The 21,273-nt window shown below is 33.8% G+C and carries 22 protein-coding genes, 1 pseudogene and 2 other annotated features; of the genes and pseudogenes, 9 read left to right on the plus strand and 14 right to left on the minus strand.

Translation table 11 applies throughout. The features are described from left to right. Window positions 1–63: 63 nt before the first annotated feature. The gene (refZ, locus tag ABEY15_RS05445; RefSeq protein WP_429888959.1) at window positions 64–711 is read right to left on the minus strand and encodes a forespore capture DNA-binding protein RefZ; all 648 of its coding nucleotides are present in this window, start codon (window positions 709–711) and stop codon (window positions 64–66) included. 146 nt (window positions 712–857) lie between these two features. Between refZ and ABEY15_RS05450 the strand changes: the two genes are divergently transcribed. Both ABEY15_RS05450 and rpsD read left to right on the plus strand, forming a co-directional pair. Then, window positions 858–1,346, plus strand: a complete 489-nt coding sequence (locus ABEY15_RS05450; protein WP_069034630.1) for a GAF domain-containing protein — start codon at window positions 858–860, stop codon at window positions 1,344–1,346. A 300-nt stretch (window positions 1,347–1,646) separates the two neighbouring features. Beyond that, entirely contained in the window at window positions 1,647–2,249 is a 603-nt protein-coding gene (rpsD, locus tag ABEY15_RS05455) for a 30S ribosomal protein S4 (protein ID WP_429888961.1), read from the plus strand. A gap of 146 nt (window positions 2,250–2,395) precedes the next feature. Here rpsD and ABEY15_RS05460 read toward each other — a convergent pair. The 6 genes and pseudogenes from ABEY15_RS05460 to tyrS all read right to left on the minus strand — a co-directional run. After that, window positions 2,396–2,677 (minus strand): annotated as a pseudogene (locus ABEY15_RS05460) (hypothetical protein); the annotation flags it as partial. 47 nt (window positions 2,678–2,724) lie between these two features. Continuing rightward, complete coding sequence (locus ABEY15_RS05465; protein ID WP_429888962.1) at window positions 2,725–3,306, minus strand: YdcF family protein; 582 nt, start codon at window positions 3,304–3,306, stop codon at window positions 2,725–2,727. Window positions 3,307–3,521: 215 nt separating this feature from the next. Continuing rightward, window positions 3,522–3,656, minus strand: a complete 135-nt coding sequence (locus ABEY15_RS05470) for a hypothetical protein (protein ID WP_268895674.1) — start codon at window positions 3,654–3,656, stop codon at window positions 3,522–3,524. Between the two features lie 57 nt (window positions 3,657–3,713). Then, a complete protein-coding gene (gene nhaC, locus ABEY15_RS05475; protein WP_429888963.1) occupies window positions 3,714–5,093 on the minus strand; it encodes a Na+/H+ antiporter NhaC in 1,380 nt (459 codons plus the stop codon). Between the two features lie 19 nt (window positions 5,094–5,112). Beyond that, window positions 5,113–5,574 carry a GNAT family N-acetyltransferase gene (locus ABEY15_RS05480; RefSeq protein WP_429888964.1) on the minus strand — a complete coding sequence of 154 codons (462 nt, stop codon included), beginning with the start codon at window positions 5,572–5,574 and terminating at the stop codon, window positions 5,113–5,115. Between the two features lie 181 nt (window positions 5,575–5,755). Beyond that, window positions 5,756–5,999: a binding site (T-box leader), on the minus strand. A 4-nt stretch (window positions 6,000–6,003) separates the two neighbouring features. Continuing rightward, window positions 6,004–7,260, minus strand: coding sequence for a tyrosine--tRNA ligase (tyrS, locus tag ABEY15_RS05485; protein WP_429888965.1), 1,257 nt, complete (start codon window positions 7,258–7,260; stop codon window positions 6,004–6,006). 66 nt (window positions 7,261–7,326) lie between these two features. Then, window positions 7,327–7,558 (minus strand) — a binding site (T-box leader). 187 nt (window positions 7,559–7,745) lie between these two features. On the opposite strand from tyrS, the gene ABEY15_RS05490 reads away from it, so the two are divergent. Together ABEY15_RS05490 and ABEY15_RS05495 are read left to right on the plus strand one after the other, a co-directional pair. Next, a complete protein-coding gene (locus ABEY15_RS05490; RefSeq protein WP_069034636.1) occupies window positions 7,746–8,321 on the plus strand; it encodes a LemA family protein in 576 nt (191 codons plus the stop codon). Continuing rightward, window positions 8,318–9,043, plus strand: a complete 726-nt coding sequence (locus tag ABEY15_RS05495) for a TPM domain-containing protein (RefSeq protein WP_429888967.1) — start codon at window positions 8,318–8,320, stop codon at window positions 9,041–9,043. Before ABEY15_RS05490 ends, ABEY15_RS05495 begins: the two co-directional genes overlap by 4 nt. Before the next feature lie 44 nt (window positions 9,044–9,087). On the opposite strand, the gene acsA is transcribed toward ABEY15_RS05495, so the two are convergent. Continuing rightward, window positions 9,088–10,806 (minus strand): acetate--CoA ligase, encoded by a 1,719-nt coding sequence (gene acsA, locus ABEY15_RS05500; RefSeq protein WP_429888969.1) that lies wholly within the window; start codon window positions 10,804–10,806, stop codon window positions 9,088–9,090. A 180-nt stretch (window positions 10,807–10,986) separates the two neighbouring features. Here acsA and ABEY15_RS05505 point away from each other — a divergent pair, with 180 nt between their 5' ends. The 3 genes from ABEY15_RS05505 to ABEY15_RS05515 are packed head-to-tail and all read left to right on the plus strand — an operon-like array spanning window position 10,987 to window position 13,468. After that, window positions 10,987–11,619: a GNAT family N-acetyltransferase gene (locus ABEY15_RS05505; RefSeq protein ID WP_091023612.1), complete on the plus strand. Its 633-nt coding sequence runs from the start codon at window positions 10,987–10,989 to the stop codon at window positions 11,617–11,619. 35 nt (window positions 11,620–11,654) lie between these two features. Further along, a complete protein-coding gene (locus tag ABEY15_RS05510) occupies window positions 11,655–12,299 on the plus strand; it encodes an acetoin utilization AcuB family protein (protein WP_429888970.1) in 645 nt (214 codons plus the stop codon). Next, window positions 12,296–13,468: an acetoin utilization protein AcuC gene (locus ABEY15_RS05515; RefSeq protein WP_429888983.1), complete on the plus strand. Its 1,173-nt coding sequence runs from the start codon at window positions 12,296–12,298 to the stop codon at window positions 13,466–13,468. Before ABEY15_RS05510 ends, ABEY15_RS05515 begins: the two co-directional genes overlap by 4 nt. Before the next feature lie 381 nt (window positions 13,469–13,849). On the opposite strand, the gene ccpA is transcribed toward ABEY15_RS05515, so the two are convergent. The 4 genes from ccpA to ABEY15_RS05535 all read right to left on the minus strand — a co-directional run bounded on the left by ccpA (window position 13,850) and on the right by ABEY15_RS05535 (window position 18,187). Further along, window positions 13,850–14,848 (minus strand): catabolite control protein A, encoded by a 999-nt coding sequence (ccpA, locus tag ABEY15_RS05520; protein ID WP_429888971.1) that lies wholly within the window; start codon window positions 14,846–14,848, stop codon window positions 13,850–13,852. Window positions 14,849–15,107: 259 nt separating this feature from the next. Continuing rightward, complete coding sequence (locus ABEY15_RS05525; protein WP_088013485.1) at window positions 15,108–16,178, minus strand: bifunctional 3-deoxy-7-phosphoheptulonate synthase/chorismate mutase; 1,071 nt, start codon at window positions 16,176–16,178, stop codon at window positions 15,108–15,110. Between the two features lie 185 nt (window positions 16,179–16,363). Then, window positions 16,364–17,203: an alpha/beta fold hydrolase gene (locus tag ABEY15_RS05530; RefSeq protein ID WP_429888973.1), complete on the minus strand. Its 840-nt coding sequence runs from the start codon at window positions 17,201–17,203 to the stop codon at window positions 16,364–16,366. Window positions 17,204–17,227: 24 nt separating this feature from the next. Then, window positions 17,228–18,187, minus strand: a complete 960-nt coding sequence (locus ABEY15_RS05535) for an acetamidase/formamidase family protein (RefSeq protein WP_429888975.1) — start codon at window positions 18,185–18,187, stop codon at window positions 17,228–17,230. 231 nt (window positions 18,188–18,418) lie between these two features. On the opposite strand from ABEY15_RS05535, the gene ABEY15_RS05540 reads away from it, so the two are divergent. After that, window positions 18,419–18,808: a rhodanese-like domain-containing protein gene (locus ABEY15_RS05540; protein ID WP_429888977.1), complete on the plus strand. Its 390-nt coding sequence runs from the start codon at window positions 18,419–18,421 to the stop codon at window positions 18,806–18,808. Window positions 18,809–19,000: 192 nt separating this feature from the next. Here ABEY15_RS05540 and ytxJ read toward each other — a convergent pair whose 3' ends face one another. Together ytxJ and ABEY15_RS05550 are read right to left on the minus strand one after the other, a co-directional pair. Beyond that, window positions 19,001–19,330, minus strand: coding sequence for a bacillithiol system redox-active protein YtxJ (gene ytxJ, locus ABEY15_RS05545; protein ID WP_097979144.1), 330 nt, complete (start codon window positions 19,328–19,330; stop codon window positions 19,001–19,003). After that, window positions 19,296–19,793 (minus strand): DUF948 domain-containing protein, encoded by a 498-nt coding sequence (locus ABEY15_RS05550; protein ID WP_025671368.1) that lies wholly within the window; start codon window positions 19,791–19,793, stop codon window positions 19,296–19,298. Before ABEY15_RS05550 ends, ytxJ begins: the two co-directional genes overlap by 35 nt. 199 nt (window positions 19,794–19,992) lie before the next feature. Here ABEY15_RS05550 and ABEY15_RS05555 point away from each other — a divergent pair, with 199 nt between their 5' ends. Beyond that, on the plus strand, window positions 19,993–21,108 hold the full coding sequence (locus tag ABEY15_RS05555) for an aminopeptidase (protein ID WP_429888979.1): 1,116 nt from the start codon (window positions 19,993–19,995) through the stop codon (window positions 21,106–21,108). The last annotated feature ends 165 nt before the right edge of the window (window positions 21,109–21,273 follow it).

Here is a 21,273-nt window from a genome sequence, read left to right on the forward strand (position 1 = left end):
AGATTTTAAAACAACGAAAAACGCCTTTTCATTGTGATTTTTCACAATGAAAAAGGCGAACTTTTAGGATGAAAGTTCTACTCGACTAACTAGTCTCTCGTCCATATCGAATATTGATTCGATCCACTTCTCTACATACTCTTTATATCTTTCAAAAAAATACATATCATTTTGCTGTATATACAATACTTCATTTAAATAGCCTGGAAATAAGTACGGTGTTGAAAGGAAGGATTTTAATTGGACGAAAAAGACTGAAAATGGCATTGTTAGTTTCGCATTAGACATACGAATAGCATCATAAATTTGAGTAAAAGTATAACGCTCTCTTGCTAAATAAGTCATCATAATTTCACGAATGAAGACAGAGTCGATTGTCAACTCTCTGTAAAAAATCGAAGCATATTCCTTTTTTAAAAAGTAATAATTAAGTACTTCACCAACAAGGTTCATTAAAATTAAATTTGCGTTTTTATCATACAATGACAAACAATGTTTATCTAAAATTTCAACGTATCCTTCTAAAAAATCTACTATGATATGTTCAAGTAAACCTTGTTTACCTTTAAAATAATATGAAATCGTCGCAATATTTACATTTGCTTTTTTAGAAATATCCCTTACTGAAGTACCATGGTATCCATTAATTTTAAATAACGTAAGCGCTGTCTCGATGACTTTCTTCTTTGTTGCAAGTTTATCTTGCTCCATACTCGTCACCCTCTTTTACAACATCAATTCCTTTATTAATTAGCGAAATACTGATAAAACCCTCTATAAATCGGTCGACAAAATTACCAGTATTCTTTCGAAATATGCTATGATATTTCACATGAAATAGGGAAAGGGGTCTACAAATGTTTCAAAAAGTCGAATATTCAGGTACAAAAGAACAACAATATAATACTCTAACAGCTCAAGTTAAAGCTTTAATAGATGGTGAACATAACCTAATTGCTAATTTAGCAAATACATCTGCCTTATTAAATCAGTTTTTACACCAAATAAATTGGGTTGGATTTTATTTAAAAGATGGAGATCGCAATGAATTAGTTTTAGGCCCATTTGTAGGTCTTCCCGCGTGTGTGCGTATACCATACGGCAAGGGAGTTTGCGGTACATCTGCCCAAACAAAAACAGTTCAAAGAATCGATAATGTTCACGATTTCCCAGGCCACATCGCTTGTGACGCTGCATCAAATTCAGAGATCGTTATTCCTTTAATGCATAACGGTGAAGTAATTGGAGTATTAGATATCGATAGTCCGGAATTCAATCGTTTTGATGAAACGGATCAAAAATATCTTCAAGCAATCGTAAATTTAATTGAAGAAACAATTAGATAAGAAAATTTGATTTCAAAAAAGGAATCCTTTATTGGGTTTCTTTTTTCTTTTTATTAAAAAGCAACAAACAAAACTGCCCTTGACTATTTTATACTATCTGGTTATAATATTTTTTGTGTAAAATAACGCAGCGTTGTAAGCACAGGCTTGATATTTATTTTGTTCCTCTACTGTTTAAGAGGTGTCATCGCGTAACTCTGGCTGCTGGAGCGAGGATACATGAAAGCAAAATAAACTAACTGGGGCTACACGAACGTTTTTATTTTACTCCAAAATAAAAACTAAAGGAGGAGACAATCAATGTCTCGTTATACAGGATCTACTTGGAAATTATCTCGCCGTTTAGGCATTTCATTAAGCGGAACAGGTAAAGAATTAGAAAAACGCCCTTACGCACCAGGTCAACACGGACCTAACCAACGTAAAAAATTATCAGAATACGGTTTACAATTAACTGAAAAACAAAAATTACGTCACATGTTCGGTGTTAATGAGCGTCAATTCCGTCGTACTTTTGATATCGCTGGTAAATTAACTGGTAAACATGGTGAAAACTTCATGATTTTATTAGAAACTCGTTTAGACAACCTAGTTTACCGTATGGGTCTTGCTCGTACTCGTCGTGCTGCTCGTCAATTAGTTAACCACGGTCACATCTTAGTTGATGGCAAACGTGTAGACATCCCTTCTTTCCGTGTAAAAATTGGCCAAACTATCAGCTTACGTGAAAAATCACAAAACTTAGCTGTAGTTAAAGAAGCTGTTGAAGTTAACAACTTTGTACCTGAGTACATCACTTTCAACGCTGACAAATTAGAAGGTACTTTCAACCGCTTACCAGAGCGTTCTGAATTACCAGCTGAAATCAACGAAGCTCTTATCGTTGAATTCTACAACCGTTAATCATATCGCTTCTTAGAAAGCGATGAAAAACCACAATCAAATTTGATTGTGGTTTTTTTATATTTTACACCAGAAAAAAAGCCCTCGACTTTACTCGAAAAGCTACTTATGCGGAAATGAGAGGTGTATTAAAATAAACTTTTATATTATTTTAATTTCACTACCGCTAAGTCATGTTGCAGTGCATTATTACCTTCTTGAGGATCAAAGGAAATGTCACTAAGTCCAAATACATTTACTACAACATCACGATCTTTTGGATGTAGAATTCTTACTTCATAAGCGAATAAAACTGGTGAAAGTTGGAATGATCTAAATGTTCTATATTGATTTGGTGGAATTGTTACAGTAGATGGGTCAGCCATAGGAATAATCACAGGTGAACCACTGGACCAATCAAACATTAAAACACTCACAGAACGAGCGTCAATTAGTTTTTATAAAAATGATAGATTTGATAGACTGCCCACAATGATTACATTTGTTTATAGTAAATAGCTTTTAAAATAGATAAACATTCTCTAAAGTATGCTGTCGGTATGATTACTTTTGGTGTTTTTGCAGGAAGACCGACTACATTTAACCCTTGTTTTTTAGCCAATTTTAAAGATCTAAATAAATGATAATCATTTGAAACAACGACTCCTTGAGCTTGATCGTTATGAATGAGTTTTTTGGAGAATTTCATATTCTCGTATGTATTTGTTGATAAATCCTCTTTCACGATTCGATCTTCTTCAATTCCTAGTTTAATTAATTCAATCCTCATACATTCAGCTTCTGATATCAATTCATCATTACCTTTTCCACCTGAAACAATAATTTTTGTACTTTTATTTTCCTTAGCATATTTAGCTGCTGTTTCAATTCGATAACGTAAAGCTCTAGTAGGCTTATCCTTTTTCAAACCAGCACCTAATACAATGACATAATCCGCATCTTTAGGTACTTTATGCTGATATTGTAAAATGCTATTTACTCCGATAAAAACGATACAGATTACATAACTTAGTATCCCAATAATAATTGTATATGTAATTATTTTAAAAAAGCTCATTACCTTTATCCCCTTAAATAAAATTACTTTAACTTTTATTTTATCTAATAATTAAATGGATTTCACTAAAATTTGGAATATTCCACAAATATTTAACATTATTCCCCATAAAAATTTTGAATTGTCTCTTACAGTGCAAATAAAAAATCCCCTATACGAAAAGAAATTAATATCCTTCCTTCGTATAAGGGGTTGATTCAAAATTATTTATTCAATTATCTAGGATACTTATAGTCCATAGGATTATGTTGATCCTTCGAAAGTCTCTTTTGATGAGCTTTCGTTTTTGCATCTACATGATTTGCGTCACTAGGACGATTTTTCTTTGAACCACCTGCTGCATGACTCATTTTTTTCCCTCCATTAACCAGTTCGTACAAAAACTAGTTTACGTAGAAACAATTTGTTTATGCGGCATTTCTTGAACTTTCACCTTTATTTTCAACTTCTAATCCTTTACCCAATAAAGCGGCTAACATACTGAATAATGGTGTAATAAATAATACGAATGAAAACGGTAAGTAATCAATAACAGGTACTCCTAATGTTGAAGCAAAAAATGCTCCACTTACACTCCAAGGAACGATTGGATTAAAAAGTGTTCCGCCATCTTCTAATGCACGCGATAAGTTTTTAAGTGGAATATTTTTTTTGATAAATACATCTTTTAATAATTGCCCAGGAAGTAGAATCGATAAGTATTGTTCACCTGTTAAAAGATTTACACTCATTGCAGATAATGTACTTGCAATAACAATATTCCCATTGCGTTTCAAATTAGATAATGACTGTATTAATGTCTCGAATACACGTAGCTCTTGTAATAATCCGCCTAAAGCAAGTGCAATAAATATTAATGACACCGACCACATCATCGATTGCAATCCTCCACGGTTAACAATCGAATTAAGCATTTCATTTCCTGTATCCGTTTGGAATCCATTTTGTAATGTTGTAAACACTTTTGCAAGCGTAATATCCTTTTGAATGAAAGATGCTAAAACTAATGAACTAACAATACCAGCCGACATTGTTGGTAAGGTTGAAAAACCTCTAAATGCCATAATAAAAACAATTAAACATGGGATTAATAATAACGGATTTACTTCAAAGCTAGATGAAATTGCTTTTTTCATTTCTGTAACTTGCGCCATATCTGTATTTCCATGACCCATACCGATGATTAAAAATAAAATAACTGTTACAATTAATGCTGGAATTGTTGTATATGCCATGTGTCGAATATGTTCATTAACTTTTATTCCTAAAATACTTGGAACGAAATTCGTTGTATCTGAGATTGGTGACATTTTATCACCAAAACACGCTCCACTAATAATCGCACCTGCTGCAATTGCTGGTGGAATCCCCATAATATGAGCGATTCCCATTAACGCTACACCGACTGTAGCAATTGTTGTAAATGTACTACCTGTAAAACTAGCAACGATGATTGTAATAAAAATTGCACTGATTGCAAACCATTTAGCTGATAGAACAGAAATTCCGTAAAATAATAAAGTTGGTACTGTACCACTTAGCATCCAAGAACCAATTAATAAACCAATCATCATTAAGATTAATGTAGGTGACAATCCTTTTTGAATACCCTTTTTCATCCCATTTTCAATCTGTTCCCATTTAAATCCTTTAAATAATCCAAATACAGCTAAACAAACAACACATAAAAGAAGCGGAATTTGTGGATCTGATTTTAATATAACTAGACAACTAGACATAATAACTGCAAACAGTACGATTAACGTACCTAATTCAATATTTTTCATTTTATATACTCTCCCTTATTTATATATCCATATATACGTGTTCTCGAAACTTTACGAACCCAAGTTTCTCATAAAAGCTTCTTGCATTTTTATTATCGATCCAATAATCTAGCTCAATTCTAGAAAGATTACTCTCACGAGCAAATGAAGCAATTTTATGGATTAAGAATGAACCGTATCCCTTATTTCTTTTTTCTTCACTAATACTGATCTGATGAACATAACCTAATCGAAAAGCCTTTTTAATCGGTCCTTCAGGAATATTTTTTATTTCAATCCAAGCATAACCGACTAATTCTTCGACATCTTTAACGACGAAAAAATGATGCTCTGGTTTATCAACTACGCTCTTGAAAAACTCAGTTATTTCAGCCGGATTATGAACTTTAAAAAACTCTGGAAATAAATCAGCGTGTAGGTTTTGTACACCTTCATTAAGTTTTGCCAATATTCTGTAATCTCTCGTTGCAAATATCTCCATAATTTTCACCCTTTCAAAAATAGATTAAGAAAACTCGTTGATTGACGAGCTTTTTAGGCGATGGCAGAGACGAAGTTTTACTTATACTTATTCCTAGAATTGGTTACTACGTCGAGCAAGGATCATCGCTGCCAATTTATACCTCTTAAAGTGCAATAAAAAATCGAGGTCCCCTATAAAATATAGGGACGACCTCGATCGCGTTACCACCCTAGTTATAAGAAATAAATACTTATAAAAGAAAAATTCCTTATCACTCGAATCTGTAACGTAGATTTACGTTCTTCCCTTCATTAGATCAACTAACTACGAAAAGAAAACTCCCGAAATGTAATTCATTTGATTGTGTAGACGAGTTTTCACCAACCACTCGCTCTCTGAGCTACTACCAATCAAACTACTGCTTTTTCGTTCACTGTTTGTTCGATATTATAATGTAACCAAGTGGTATTTCTTCTTACCACGACGGATAATAATAAATTGCTCTTCAATTGCATCTTGTTTAGTTAACACAGTTGCAACATCCTGTATACGATCTCCATTTACATAAACCGCACCGTTTTGTACATCTTCACGTGCTTGACGTTTTGATGGAGAAATTTTTGCTTCAACTAGTAAGTCTACTAATCCTTTTTCTGCTTCACTTAAATTAAATGAAGGTACGTCTTTAAAACCTTGTTTGATTTCAGCAGCCGTTAATTCTTTTACAGATCCACTAAATAATGCTTCTGTAATTTTAATCGCTTGATCAAGAGCCACTTCACCGTGAACAAGTTTCGTTACTTCAGCAGCTAATGCTTTTTGAGCAATACGTTGTTCTGGTGCTTCATTAAATTGTTTCTCTAGCTCTAAAATTTCCTCTTTAGTTAAGAAAGTAAAGTATTTCAAGTATTTAACTACATCACGGTCATCTGTATTAATCCAGAATTGGTAGAATTCGTATGGAGTTGTTTTTTCAGGGTCTAACCAAACTGCTCCGCCTTCTGTTTTACCAAATTTAGAACCATCAGCTTTTGTTACTAAAGGTACTGTAAGACCAAAAGCTTTTGAATCTTCTTCTGTCTTACGGATTAATTCCATACCCGCTGTAATATTACCCCATTGGTCACTACCACCAATTTGTAATTTACAGTTATGGTCTTGGTATAATTTTAAGAAATCATATGATTGTAAAATCATGTAACTAAATTCAGTAAATGAAATACCTGCTTCTAATCGAGATGCAACTGAATCTTTAGCTAGCATGTAGTTTAATCCGAAGTTTTTACCGATGTCACGTAAAAATGTAATAACATCTAATTCGCCTGTCCAATCAAAGTTATTAACTACTTTAGCAGCATTTTCACCTTCGAAGTTTAAAAATGGTAATAATTGTGTACGAATTCGTTCACTGAACATTTTTACTGTATCAGTAGTATTTAACGTACGTTCTGCCTTCTTACCGCTTGGATCACCGATCATTCCAGTTGCTCCACCTACTAAACCAATTGGTTTATGACCTGCAACTTGAAATCTCTTTAACATTAACACTGGTAATAAGTGACCAATGTGTAAGCTATCACCAGTTGGGTCAAAACCACAATATAATGAAACAGATTCTTCGCTTAATAATTTTTGTAGACCTTCTTCATCTGTCATTTGATTAATTAATCCACGAAATTCTAAATCTTGTAAGATATTTTCCATTTTTAGCCCACCCCTTCTATGCTCTATACGTCGTTTAAACAAAATAAAAAGTCCCTACTGATAAACAGTAGGGACGAATAATTATAATCGCGGTACCACCCTAGTTGTAGCTAATAAAACTAGCTACCTCTCAGACAATTAACGGCTGTTAACCGTTCTAATCCTAATTTGCATTAAACAAATTTCGAAAAAGAATGCTCCAGGGTGTAATTCGTGTCAATGTCTGTACTAATTCTCACCAACCATTAGCTCTCTGATCCAATACCATTCACACTACTAAGCCTTTCAACGCTCACTATTAAAATGTTATGAAACATTTATATCACAAATAAAACGTTTAAGTCAAATAGATAATTAAATTTTTATTAATTTTATTTAAATTGTCATTCAATATTTGAATAAAAATGCTTTATATCAAATAATATGGTTAAATATTAATACTAACATCTTTAAAAATACATATTTTGGAAATGGAGTGTTTTTTCTTGAAGAATAAAGGAATATGGATTGCTTTAATTATTGTAGTCGTTCTAATCTTTATGGGTGTCGGAAGCTATAATAGCTTTGTGACTCAAGAAGAAAATGTAACAAATAAAATGTCACAAGTTGATAACCAACTAAAACGTCGTTCAGATTTAATACCAAACTTAGTAAATACAGTAAAAGGATATGCTACACAAGAGAAAGATGTGATTGCTTCAGTAACAGATGCACGCGCAAAATTAGCTGGTGCTCAAACGACTGCTGATAAAAGTAAAGCTGACGCAGAATTATCTGGAGCACTAAGCCGTCTATTAGTAGTCGTTGAAAACTATCCTGATTTAAAATCAAATCAAAACTTCCAAGCATTAATGGATAGCCTAGAAGGAACTGAAAATCGACTAGCTATTGCTCGTAAAGATTATAATGATGCTGTAACTGTTTACAACCAAAAAATCAAAAAATTCCCGGGTGTACTAGTAGCTGGACCTTTTGGATTCGAGAAGAAGGATTACTTTGAAGTATCTGAAAAAGATAAAGCTACGCCTGAGGTTGACTTTAGTGGCGATGGTAATAAATGAGAAAATTTCTCTCATCAATATTCCTAATAGGATTTCTTTTTTCATTTGCTACAGGAGTAAATGCTGAAATTAAAGTACCTTCTCAAGTAGGAGACATTTATGTACAAGATTATGCAAATGTTCTTAACAGAGAAGATACACAAACTCTAATTCAATTAGGGAAAAAGTTAGAGGACACTACCTCCGCACAACTTGCGGTATTAACAATCCCAAGTCTGGAAGGAAATGATATTAAAGAGTATGCTAATACAGCATTTCGAAAATATGGTTTAGGTAATAAAGAGAAAAATAATGGTGTTCTTTTGTTATATGCTAAAAAAGACAGACAAATAAGAATCGAAGTAGGATATGGTTTAGAAGGAGTTGTAACAGATATTAGATCTGGTAACATTCTGGACCAGAGCGCTATTCCATATTTGAAAAAAGGTGAAGAATCCCTTGCATTAACAAACACGTATAAATCACTATATAATGTTATATTAAATGGCTCTGAACAAACTGGCCATTCTAAAACAAGTAATTTGTGGGACAATTTAAAAGTATTCATCATCATTGCGATTGTGATCGCGATCATCATCATTGATATGATGTTCTTTAATGGTGTACTTACTTATTTCATTTTGAATTTATTACCTGCACTATTAAACTCATCAGGTGGCGGCGGTCCAAGAGGCGGTGGCGGAGGAAGCTCCGGCGGTGGTGGCTCCGATCGAAAATTTTAGAACAGAAAAAAACCATTGGATCTTTTCCAATGGTTTTTTTGTTATTAATCTTCCATCGTTGATAAATCACCAGTTGGAAGGTCTAACTCCCATGCTTTTAATACTCTTCGCATAATTTTTCCGCTTCGAGTTTTTGGTAATTTATCACGGAATTCGATTTGTCTAGGTGCTGCATGAGCTGCTAGTCCTAGTTTTACAAAGTTACGGATTTCTTCCTTCAATTCATCTGAAGCAACATAACCATCTCTTAGCGCAACAAATGCTTTAATAATCTCGCCTCTTACAGGATCTGGTATACCGATTACACCAGCTTCTGCAATCGCAGGATGCTCGACAAGCTTACTTTCGACTTCAAATGGACCTACTCTCTCACCAGAAGTCATAATTACATCGTCTACTCGACCTTGGAACCAGAAATATCCATCCTCATCCATATATGCTGAATCACCTGAAACATACCATTCATCATTTAAGAAATATGATTGGAATTTTGCTTCATTATTCCAAATTGTGTTCATCATCGATGGCCAACCCTTTTTAATTGCTAGATTTCCCATCGTATATGGAACAACTTCATTACCGTTATTATCAACAATAGCTGCTTCGACTCCAGGGAATGGTTTACCCATTGAACCTGGGCGAATTGGCATACATGGATAGTTACAAATTAATGAAGCTCCAGTTTCAGTCATCCACCAATTATCATGGATTCGTAAATTAAATACTTTTGCTCCCCAACGAACTACCTCTGGATTTAAAGGCTCACCAACACTTAAAATATGTCGAAGTGAACTTAAATCATACTTCTGAATAATGTCTTCCCCTGAACCCATAAGCATACGGAATGCTGTCGGAGCACTATACCAAACCGTTACGCCGAATTCTTGAATTGTTTCATACCAAGCATCTGGACTGAAACGCCCTCCTAATATCACGTTAGAAGCACCATTTAACCAAGGGCCAAAAATACCGTAAGAAGTTCCAGTTACCCAACCTGGATCCGCTGTACACCAATATACGTCATCTTTTTGAAGATCCGTCACCCATTTACCAGTTTGATAGTGTTGAATCATCGCTTGTTGAACGTGAAGAACACCTTTTGGTTTTCCAGTTGACCCAGAAGTATAATGTAAAATTAAACCATCATGACGATTTAACCATGTAATCTCAAAATCTGCCTTCGCCTCTTTATAACGAGCCTTAAAATCTACAAATTTACCGCCTTCTGCAACGTCATCACCTATAAGGAAGATTGTTTTTAACGCAGGTAGATCATTAACTGGAACACGTGATAATAATTCTGGCGTTGTGACTAATACCTTTGCCTCACTATCCTCTAAACGATCCTTAACAGCGCCTTCCATAAATGCCTCGAATAAAGGTCCAACAATAGCACCTAATTTTAAAGCTCCTAAAAGTGCAAAATACAATTCTGGTTGACGAGGCATGAAAATAAATACTCGATCACCTTTTTCAACGTCTCCGAATTGTTTTAAAACATTTGCAGCCTTATTTGAATTATTTTTCATTTCTTCAAACGTATATTTTTCATTTCGCTTATCATCTTTGTAATACAAAGCAACTTTATCTTTTCGATCAGAATTTGCATGACGATCGATAGCTTCAAAAGCCATATTATACTTTTGTGTTGTATACCAAGAAAACTCTTTTTCTACATCTTCCCACTTAAAATTTTTATAAGTTTCCTCATAGTTTTTTAAATTAAATTGTCCGTTTTTTACAGGAAGCGCTTCCACCTTCATATAAATCCCTCCTTGATATTCTCTACTATCATTATACAATGATAAGATTTAATTTTCAGTATTTTTAATAAATTATCCATTTATATGTATTAGACACATACTGTTTTTTTTCCTGTATGTCTTTCCTGCATTTTTTAGTATGATTATTAAAAAGGTGTTTTCTAAAGGGAGTGAGAAATATTGGATCACCCAAAAAAATATTTTTCAAAAACAATTCAAACTGTGCATGGTGAATTAATTATAGAGGGACCGGTCGAATCTGCCTTACTTGAAACATATCATTTTCATGAAAATTTAACATCTTTTAGACAACCAGCACAGCAACATAAAGCAATTGTTGAAATCGCTAGTCTACCTGAAGCTAGAATTATTATTGCTAGACTTGATCAAACAATAGTAGGTTACGTAACTTATTTATATCCAGACCCACTTGAAAGATGGTCAAAAACAACTCTAGAAAATTTAATCGAGCTTGGAGCAATTGAAGTAATACCTGAATTTAGAGGATTTTCAGTTGCCAAAAACATGTTAATTCTCTCAATGCTAGATGATGCAATGGAAGACTATATCATTATCACAACAGAGTATTATTGGCATTGGGATTTAAAAGGTACTGGTTTAAATGTATGGGAATATCGAAAAATGATGGAAAAAATGATGAATGCCGGTGGGCTCATCCAATTTGCAACTGATGATCCTGAAATCTGTTCCCATCCAGCAAACTGTTTAATGGTAAGAATGGGAAAACGAGTAACAACTGAAGAAATTCAAGCATTTGACGCACTACGCTTTTTACAAAGATATATGTACTAATTGAACTTTAATCTCGAAAGGTAGGATTCAAAATAATGCTTATTCAAGATATTATGCGCAGTTCAAACATTACTTTAAAAAAAGAAAATACAATTGGTGATGCGGTAACCATTTTTCGAACAGGTGATGTACGTCATATTCCAATCATTAATGAAGTTGATCAAGTGGTTGGAATCATTTCTGATCGAGATGTACGTGATGCTTTACCTTCAACACTTTTTCCACAAGCATTTTCATCTGTACTTGAGGTTTCTGTTGAAAAAATTATGACTACTAATGTCATTACTTGTAGTCCAATTGACTTTGTTGAAGAAGTAGCAACTTATTTCTATCAATATAAAATAGGCTGTTTACCTGTCGTATCTAGTGGAAAATTAATAGGACTTGTCACTGAAATTGATGTATTACACACTCTAGTAACGTTAACAGGAGCATATCAACCTAGCTCCCAAATAGAAATCTTAGTCCATGATCATCCAGGCATTTTAAGTGACGTTGTAAACGTATTTTCTAAAGAAAACATTAATATTGTAAGTGTCCTTGTTTACCCTGCAAAGGAAGTGGATCATAAGGTTCTTGTATTTAGAATTCAAACGATGAATCCACTTAAGATCATTCAAACTTTAAAAACTGAAGGATATAAAATTCTTTGGCCAAATGAAGCGAGTGAATCATGTTGAAAAAGGATGCATACTTAGTATATAGCGAAGAATACCATGCCTATCAGTTCAACGAAAAACATCCATTTAATCCGATTCGCTCTCAATTAGTTTATGAACTATTAACATCTAGTAATCTATTAAATGATGCTGATATTATTCCACCAAGATTGGCAACAGATAACGAACTGCTCCTTTTTCATGATTTACAATTTATCGAACAAGTTAAAAAAGCAAGCCGCGAACCAGTTAGTTCAAATATCGCCGAACAATTTGGACTTGGAACTGAAGATACACCCATTTTTAAAAATATGCACGAGGCCAGTTCTTTAATTGTTGGTGGCACTTTAACAGCAGTAGATGCCGTTCTGGAAGGAAAATCCAACCATGCTTTTAATTTAGGTGGTGGACTACATCACGGTTTTAAACGAAAAGCCTCTGGTTTTTGTGTTTATAATGACTGTGCAATCGCCATAAAATATATTCAACAGAAATATGGTTTAAAGGTGTTATATGTAGATACGGACGCACACCATGGCGACGGAGTTCAGTGGGCATTTTATGATGACCCGACTGTTTGCACACTCTCTATCCATGAAACTGGTAGATATCTATTTCCCGGTACAGGTGCGGTAACCGAAAGAGGACAAGGTAAAGGTTTCGGATACTCATTTAACATTCCAATTGATGCATTCACCGAGGATGAATCATTTCTATTAAGCTATAAAAAAGCAATAAACGATATAGCTCAATACTTCAAACCTGATGTAATTCTCACCCAAAATGGCTCAGATTCACATTGTTACGATCCATTAACTCATCTTTGTACGACAATGAAAACATTCGAGGAAATCCCAAAAATCGCTCACGAAATCGCCCATAAATATTGCGATGGCAAATGGATTGCTGTTGCTGGAGGAGGGTACGATTACTGGAGAGTAGTACCAAGAGCTTGGTCACAAGTATGGCTAGCTATGACAAATCAACAACCAACTTCTAACCTAATACCGGATAATTGGCTAAAAAAATGGCAGAAAATTGCTAATGTTAAGTTACCTGCAACTTGGACAGACAATCCCTCTATCGTAAAGCCTATTCCAAGGAAAAAGGAAATTGAGGAATACAATGAACAAGTCTTATACCGTGCACTTGAGCCATTGCACATTCAACAAAAGAAACCTTTTATTTAAATACTATGCGCCGCCTGAGAGGGTACCTCGACGGCGTTTTTTAATTTCAGGTGGTTCTTTGATTATGAAAAAAAAGTAGACTGTAATTCAAATATTGTTTGTTCATAGTTAGATTTTAGAACAAATTTGCTAGTTTAATATTAAAAACTACCTATTAACTGTTAATAAAGATGTAAAATACGATTACCAGTATATGTATTCTTTTGATATATTTGCAGTTTACAAAGTTTTATTTGCTATTTAACTATTTTTAATTGCGATTCTCGGGTTTTATTTGCAGTTCTTCTTTTATTTAAACTTTATTTGAGGACTCCAAACTTACTCTTACCCATAAAAACAAAAAAGCCTAGAATCACTAAAATTCTAAGCTACTTTCATCATTTACTTTGTAGATTGTCTAATTTGAAGATGATGCGGAAGTATGACTGTATGATCTTCCACTGTCTCTTTATTCATATACTTCGTTAATAATCTCATTGCAACTGCACCAATATCATACATTGGTTGAGCAACAGATGATAATTTTGGACGCACCATTAATGCCAGCCTTGTATTATCAAATCCAATAACTTCAAGGTTATTCGGTACTAATATTCCGTGGTCTTGGGCACTGTGGATTACACCAATCGCCATTTCATCAGATGCTACGAAAATCGCGCTCGGAATAATATTACGCTCATGGAAAGCTTCAAAAGCTTCACTTCCTGATTCATACGTATTATCACCATATGTTACTAACTCTTCATCGAATTCGATTCCATTTTCTTGCAAAGCACGTTTATATCCTTCTAACTTACTTAATCCAATAATATTCGTTTCAGTAGGTCCGTTTACGAATCCTACCTTTTGGTGACCTTTTTTAATTAAGTAATCTACTGCATCAAATGCCGCCTGAGCATAGTCGATATTTACTGAAGGGATTTTATTAGCTTCATCATATGTAGTCGCTAATACGATTGGAACGCCAGCCTTTTCGTACTCTTCTTGATGAATATCAGTAATTGTTCCACCAATAAATAAAATTCCGTCAACTTGTTTTGCTAACATATTATTTATTAATGTAATTTCTTTCTCAACATTCTCATCTGAGTTACTTAAGATAATATTGTATTTATACATCGTTGCAATATCTTCAATACCACGTGCTAGTTCTGCATAAAAAGTATTTGAAATGTCTGGAATAATTACACCAACTGTAGTTGTTTTTTTACTAGCTAGTCCTCTTGCTACTGCATTTGGTCTATATCCTAAACGGCTGATTGCTTCGTTTACTTTTTTTCGTGTAGTAGGTTTAACATTTGGATTACCATTAACTACTCGTGAAACTGTAGCCATGGAAACGTTTGCCTCACGTGCTACATCATAAATCGTAACCGTCATTTTCATCACTCCTCTATTTTATTCTATCTATTATGTAGTTTGTTTTTTATTTAGGTAAAATAGTCATAAAACGTAATATTCCACAAAAATAGTGCTTCATTCTATCTTATAGTGAAACGAATATTCGTTCAATACACCTATTAGAAAAAAATGTAAATTATTCGTAGTTTATCACTATATATTGCTAATTTAAAACAAACGTTCACAAATTATTCAAAAAGCGCCGACTGATTTTCTTCAGCCAGCGCTTTTATGTTGATTATCGATTTATGAATGAATTAACTTCAGACATAAATTGGTCAAATTGATCAAAATTCATTTGCTGAGATGAGTCACTTAAAGCAGTAGCAGGATCTGGATGAACCTCTGCCATAATACCATCTGCTCCAATTGCTAGTCCCGCTTTTGCTGCAGGTATTAGTAAGTCTCTTCTACCTGTCGAATGTGTAACATCTACTAATACTGGTAAATGTGTTTCTTGTTTTAAAATTGGAACAGCTGTTATATCTAATGTATTTCTCGTAGCTTTTTCATAAGTTCTTATGCCACGTTCACATAAAATAATTTCTTGATTGCCTTCTGACATGATGTATTCAGCTGCATAAATGAATTCTTCGATTGTCGCTGATAAACCTCTTTTTAATAAGATTGGTTTATTTACAGAACCTGCTGCTTTTAGTAATTCAAAGTTCTGCATATTTCTTGCGCCGATTTGAATGATATCAACATAATCTAATGCCATTTCAATATGTTCTGGGCTTACTATTTCACTAATAATTGCCAACCCATGATTTTTGCCAACTTCTTTTAAAATCTTTAATCCCTCTTCACCTAGCCCTTGGAAGTCATAAGGAGAAGTACGTGGTTTAAATGCACCACCACGCATAATTTTGATTCCTTGTTCCTTTAACACTTTCGCTACAGAATCAACTTGTTCATAGCTCTCAACTGCACATGGACCAGCAATAATAATTGGGCTTCCATCACCAATATTAACGCCATTTACATTAACGATCGTGTTCTCTGATTTTCTTTTTCTTGAAACAAGAAGAACTTTTTTATCGTCTTCTTCTTGAAGTTCTAAGCTACTTTTAAAAATTTCTTTAAAAATATGTTGGAGGGTAGCCGTACTAAACGGACCTTCATTGATTTCGGCAATATGATCTAGCATCTTACGTTCTCTGACCGGGTCATAACGTTTAACGCCTTGATCAATTTTTGCTATTCCAATTTTCTTAGCGATTTCGCCTCTTTTATTTAATAACTCAAATATTTGATGATTAATTTCGTCTATTTCAATTCTAAGTTGTTCTAAATCATTTTTAGTCAAATTAAATCCTCCTTGCAAATACCAATATCTCATTTGTTATTATGACACTTTATTGAAAGCTAATCAAAACATGAGCATTATTTTAATAAAATGTTTTTTTAGTGAATATTTTGTATTCTTGTTGGGGATAGTTGCGAGACCAAATAAAAAAGAAGAGTTATAAAAAATAACTCTTCTTTTTTAACTTAATTATTAGTAATAGTACGTCCTTGTTCTACTTCTAATACTCTGTCTAACCATTCAGTGATCAGCGAGTAAAATAGATCCTCTTGTTCTATTTGAAGATTATGGCTAGCTTTATCTAAAATTGCAAATGTTGCTCTTGGAAATTTTTCAAGAATAGTAAATGCGTCTTTAAATCCTACGACCGAGTCTTGTAGACCTAATAAAAATACGCTAGGAGCATTAAACTTAATTGCATCTATTTCATATGAAAATCCATAGTTTTTCTTTATTTTAGATAGGAATTCTTGATCGGCGATTGAACATCCGCTTGCAATTTCATTTTTATAACGGACCCAAGTTTTCTTATCTAAAACAATATTGTTTGAACGAAAATCAGTTTCTTCAAGTTCATTTAATTGATTCATGAAAGTTTTATCTTCCACTATGATTGTATGACTTGGGAGCAACCTTTTCTCAAATTCAGGAATAATCACCGGACAAATAAAAGCAGCACCTTTTACTTTTTCAGGTCTATTAGCAATAATTCCACGTGCTAAATATCCCCCATAAGATTCTCCGGCTAATAAAAATGATTGACCTGGTATGATCGTATCAATAAACTTTAAGACTATGTTCAGCATATCATCTGTCGTATTAATGTTTGTATCGCCCTTTGTTTTACCCATACCTGGAAGATCAAAGTAAATTCTTTTATAACCGTTTTTCTTAGTAAAAATCGGTTCCATGCAACCTTGCATTAATCTGGAGTCTGGAGTAAACCCATGAATCATAACGATTGGTTTTCCTTCTCCCATTATTTCATAGTTTATGTCAACATTATTTAAAGTACAAAAAGGCATTAAACTAACCTCCAATTTTCAAATCTATTCATTTTTATAAATTGAAGTGATATTAATATTATGAGGCAAAACAGCATGGACACCCTTAACATGGTTAACAATTTGAGTTATTCTCAAATCAACACAAACACTAGCTAAAGCAACTGCTTCTGTTTTTTCAATAGCATATAGCTCTTGAATTAACTCGACCATACCATTTAATGCTGTTTTAGTTGCTATATTTAAGTCCTCATCAAAGCCAAATGTAAGCCACCCTGCTGGTGTGTTAGCTCGTGGCATATTAATCTGCATGTCCTTTCTTACTGTAAGAGTTAGATTCACTTTATCAAATGGAGATTCGATCGCTTGTCCAGATACTTCACCATCTCCTTGTGCAGCGTGTCCATCACCCGCAGAAAAAAGTGCTCCTTCAACGGCTATAGGTAAATACAAAGTACTACCTTCAACCAACTCCTTACAGTCGATATTTCCCCCACAATATCTCGGTGGTATAGTTGAATGAACACCCGATTCAGATGGAGCTGTACCTAGGACTCCTAAAAATGGTACTAATGGTACCGAAACTTCCATATCTCTTATTGTAGTCTTCGCTGTATTGTTTTTTTCATTGATTAGCCAATTTAATGTCACTTCTAGTTCTTCTGAAATACCTAATGCGTTATTTTGCCAATTCTTTTTACCACCTGCACAATTCCAGCCGTACCAGCCAGCTTTTAATTCGTTTATTTTAATTTCAAGAGTCATCCCCGGTTTAGCACCTTCTACAAAAATTGGACCAATCATAGGATGACCCCATTCTTCTTCCTTTTCCCTTGACTCGAATCTTATTCTTTCTCCATTATGATGCGAATACCCCCACCCGATATCAATCGTATCAAATTCAATCGAATCACCAGAACGAATGAATTGAATTGGTACATATTCGTTACTAAAAGATGCATGCAAATGCTGATTTGATGTTTTAAATTTATATGTTTCTTGCATATTTACTCCTTCTTTCAACGCTCGATTTTATATGTAAAAATAATTTAACTATAAATAATTTCTGCACCTAACTTCATTTCCCTTGTTTTAATTTTATTTTCCCATTACTTTTTTCCTATAAATTCTATGATTTGCTCCATCAATTTGAATTGCATAAGACTTTCGGTGTATTGTATAGATGAGATTTCCAAATTTAGGGATTTCTATTTTCATTATACTGGAGGAGTAAAAATGGCAATTACTTTTAAACAAATGGTTGGAGAAGCACGTGACAATGTTCAAGGAATCAGTTCAGCAGATGCTCGTGAAAAAATTAATTCTAATCCTGAAACATTAGTAATTGATGTACAAGACGCAGCTGATGCTGGTGCATGCGGATTAATACCAAGCAGTTTGAATATCTCACTTGGAATGCTACCAATCCGTGCTGATTTAGAATTACCAGAACATTTACGCGAGCCTAAATTAGCAGATCGAAATCGCCCTGTTCTTGTTACATGTGGTGCAGGTGGCCAAGCATCTTTAGGAGCTTATTTACTTAAAAAAATGGGATTCACTGATGTAGCATATATCGATGGTGGTACTGCGGCGTGGAAAGCTGCTGGTTTTGACGTAGAATAAATCTAAAGACTGCCCGTCAAACGCTCGCTTTCTTCGTTGCTTCACCTGCCTCCGGTGCTCATTACCGACAAAGGTAACTTCGCGCCTCGAAAGGCAAACGTTTTCAATCAGTCTGAGTATCAAACTTTTTGTGTATTTTTCAAACAACATAAAAAACTGCACCTTAAGTTACGATTTTAAGGTGCAGTTTTTTTATTTTTTTAATAAAGCATTTTCAATTGAATCTTTCTTAATTGAAAAATGAGAAGTATTATAAACTGCTTCTCCATTTTCAAAAATAAATAATTGAGGAGATTCATGTTTAATTGCCGTTTTCTCAGCAATATAGTTAGACAATTCTCTGTCATCTTGAACTTGTAAAAAATACAATGGTACATTCTCATACGCAGATGCAAATGCTAAGAATTCAGTATAAGCTGCATGACTAATTGGGCATGTTGTACTATGCTTTAAAAACACAAATTTCTCATCGTTGTTAATTAGTTCATCAAACTGTTGAATCGTTGATATTCGATTTACCATTTCTCTTTTTTCCCTCACGCTTCGTTTTGTACTTTTCCCATAAATCCATTGCTGTATTTCCCCAATTTACCAATTGGGACATTTTTTCAGTACTAACTTTTACAGTATTCGATACATTATTAGCAGTATCTCGTACTTTTTCATTCATTTCTGAGATTGTAACTCCGACTTCTTCGACTGATTTAGCTAATACATCAAGGGATTTTGCTCGTTCACGCATATCTTTCGTAAGTTCATTCGAATTATTCACAAAAATTTTAGCCTCATTTGCTAAATGATTCGAAGTATGTACTAATTGAACGGCTTCAACACAAACATTATGTAAATCTTTTTGTGTTTCAGCAATAGTAGACTCTACACCTCTAAATACCCTTTCTAGTCGGAATAAAGTACGACTAATAAATACAACTAAAATCACAAATGCAACTGCTGCGATTAATGCACTAATAGAAATTAAATCCATTCGAAATAACCCCTTTCCTTCATAGCCTTCCACAAATTTAATCACTTATTTGGTATTATACTACAAATTTTACCAAACACTAAACTAGTCGTAAAACAAGTTTTCAAATTCTTTAGTAAAAAAAGAATACTTTAGTAAACAAAACTGACTAAATAGTTTACAATAGGTATATAGTTATAATTATTGGAGGGAATTTTCAATGAAAGATCCACGTATTTCAAAATTAGCTAAAAACTTAATCAATTACTCAGTAAAATTACAACCAGGAGAGAAAATCTTAATTGAAAACTTTAAGCTTGAAACTGAATTAGTTACAGCTTTAGTTAAAGAAGCATATGCTGCTGGTGGCTTTCCTTTCGTATCAATCAAGGATCATAAAGTAGATCGCGCATTATTAATGGGTGCTACTGAAGAACACTTTAATAAAGTAGCAGAATACGAAGCAAATGTAATGAAAGATATGGACGCTTATATCGGTTTACGTTCAGGTGTTAATATTAATGAACTTTCTGATGTACCAGACGAAAAAACTAAAATCCATGGTAAAACTGTAGGCCAAAAAGTACATAGAGCAATTCGTGTTCCAAAAACTAAATGGGTTGTACTACGTTACCCAACTGATTCAATGGCTCAATCAGCAAAAATGAGCACTGAAGCATTTGAAGATTTCTATTTTGATGTATGTAATTTAGATTACGGTAAAATGGACAAAGCAATGGATGCTCTTGTTGAATTAATGAACCGTACAGATAAAGTTCAACTTAAAGGTCCTGGAACTGATCTTACATTCTCAATTAAAGATATCCCAGCTATTAAATGTGCTGGTGAAATGAATATTCCTGATGGTGAAGTATTTACAGCGCCTGTTCGTGATTCAGTAAATGGTACACTTTCTTACAACACGCCATCTCCTAACAATGGATTTACTTTTGAAAATGTTCAACTTAAATTCAAAGAAGGTAAAATTGTTGAAGCAACTGCTAACGACACTGAGCGTATCAATAAAATCTTTGATACAGATGAAGGTGCACGCTTTATCGGTGAATTCGCAATTGGTGTAAATCCATACATCTTACACCCAATGGGAGACATCTTATTCGATGAAAAAATTGATGGAAGCTTCCACTTTACACCTGGTCAAGCTTATGATGAAGCTTACAACGGTAACAACTCAAATATCCACTGGGATATGGTTTGTATCCAACGTCCTGAATATGGTGGAGGAGAAATCTATTTCGATGACGTTTTAATCCGTAAAGATGGTCTTTTCGTAATCGAAGAATTAAAAGGATTAAACCCTGAAAACTTAAAATAATTTCTGAAAAAGAGAACACATATATGCTATGTGTTCTTTTTTTATCGTTTGTTAATCGTTTGATATGATTCTGACTTGCACATATATAACCTTAGGCGAATATCTTCCCTTGACTAAATAAAGTATAGGAGGTTAACCACTGTGATTTATAAAAGTTTATAAAAA

The sequence above is a fragment of the Gottfriedia acidiceleris genome (assembly GCF_050457485.1).
In the GTDB taxonomy this organism is placed as follows: Bacteria; Bacillota; Bacilli; order Bacillales; family Bacillaceae_G; genus Gottfriedia; species Gottfriedia acidiceleris_D.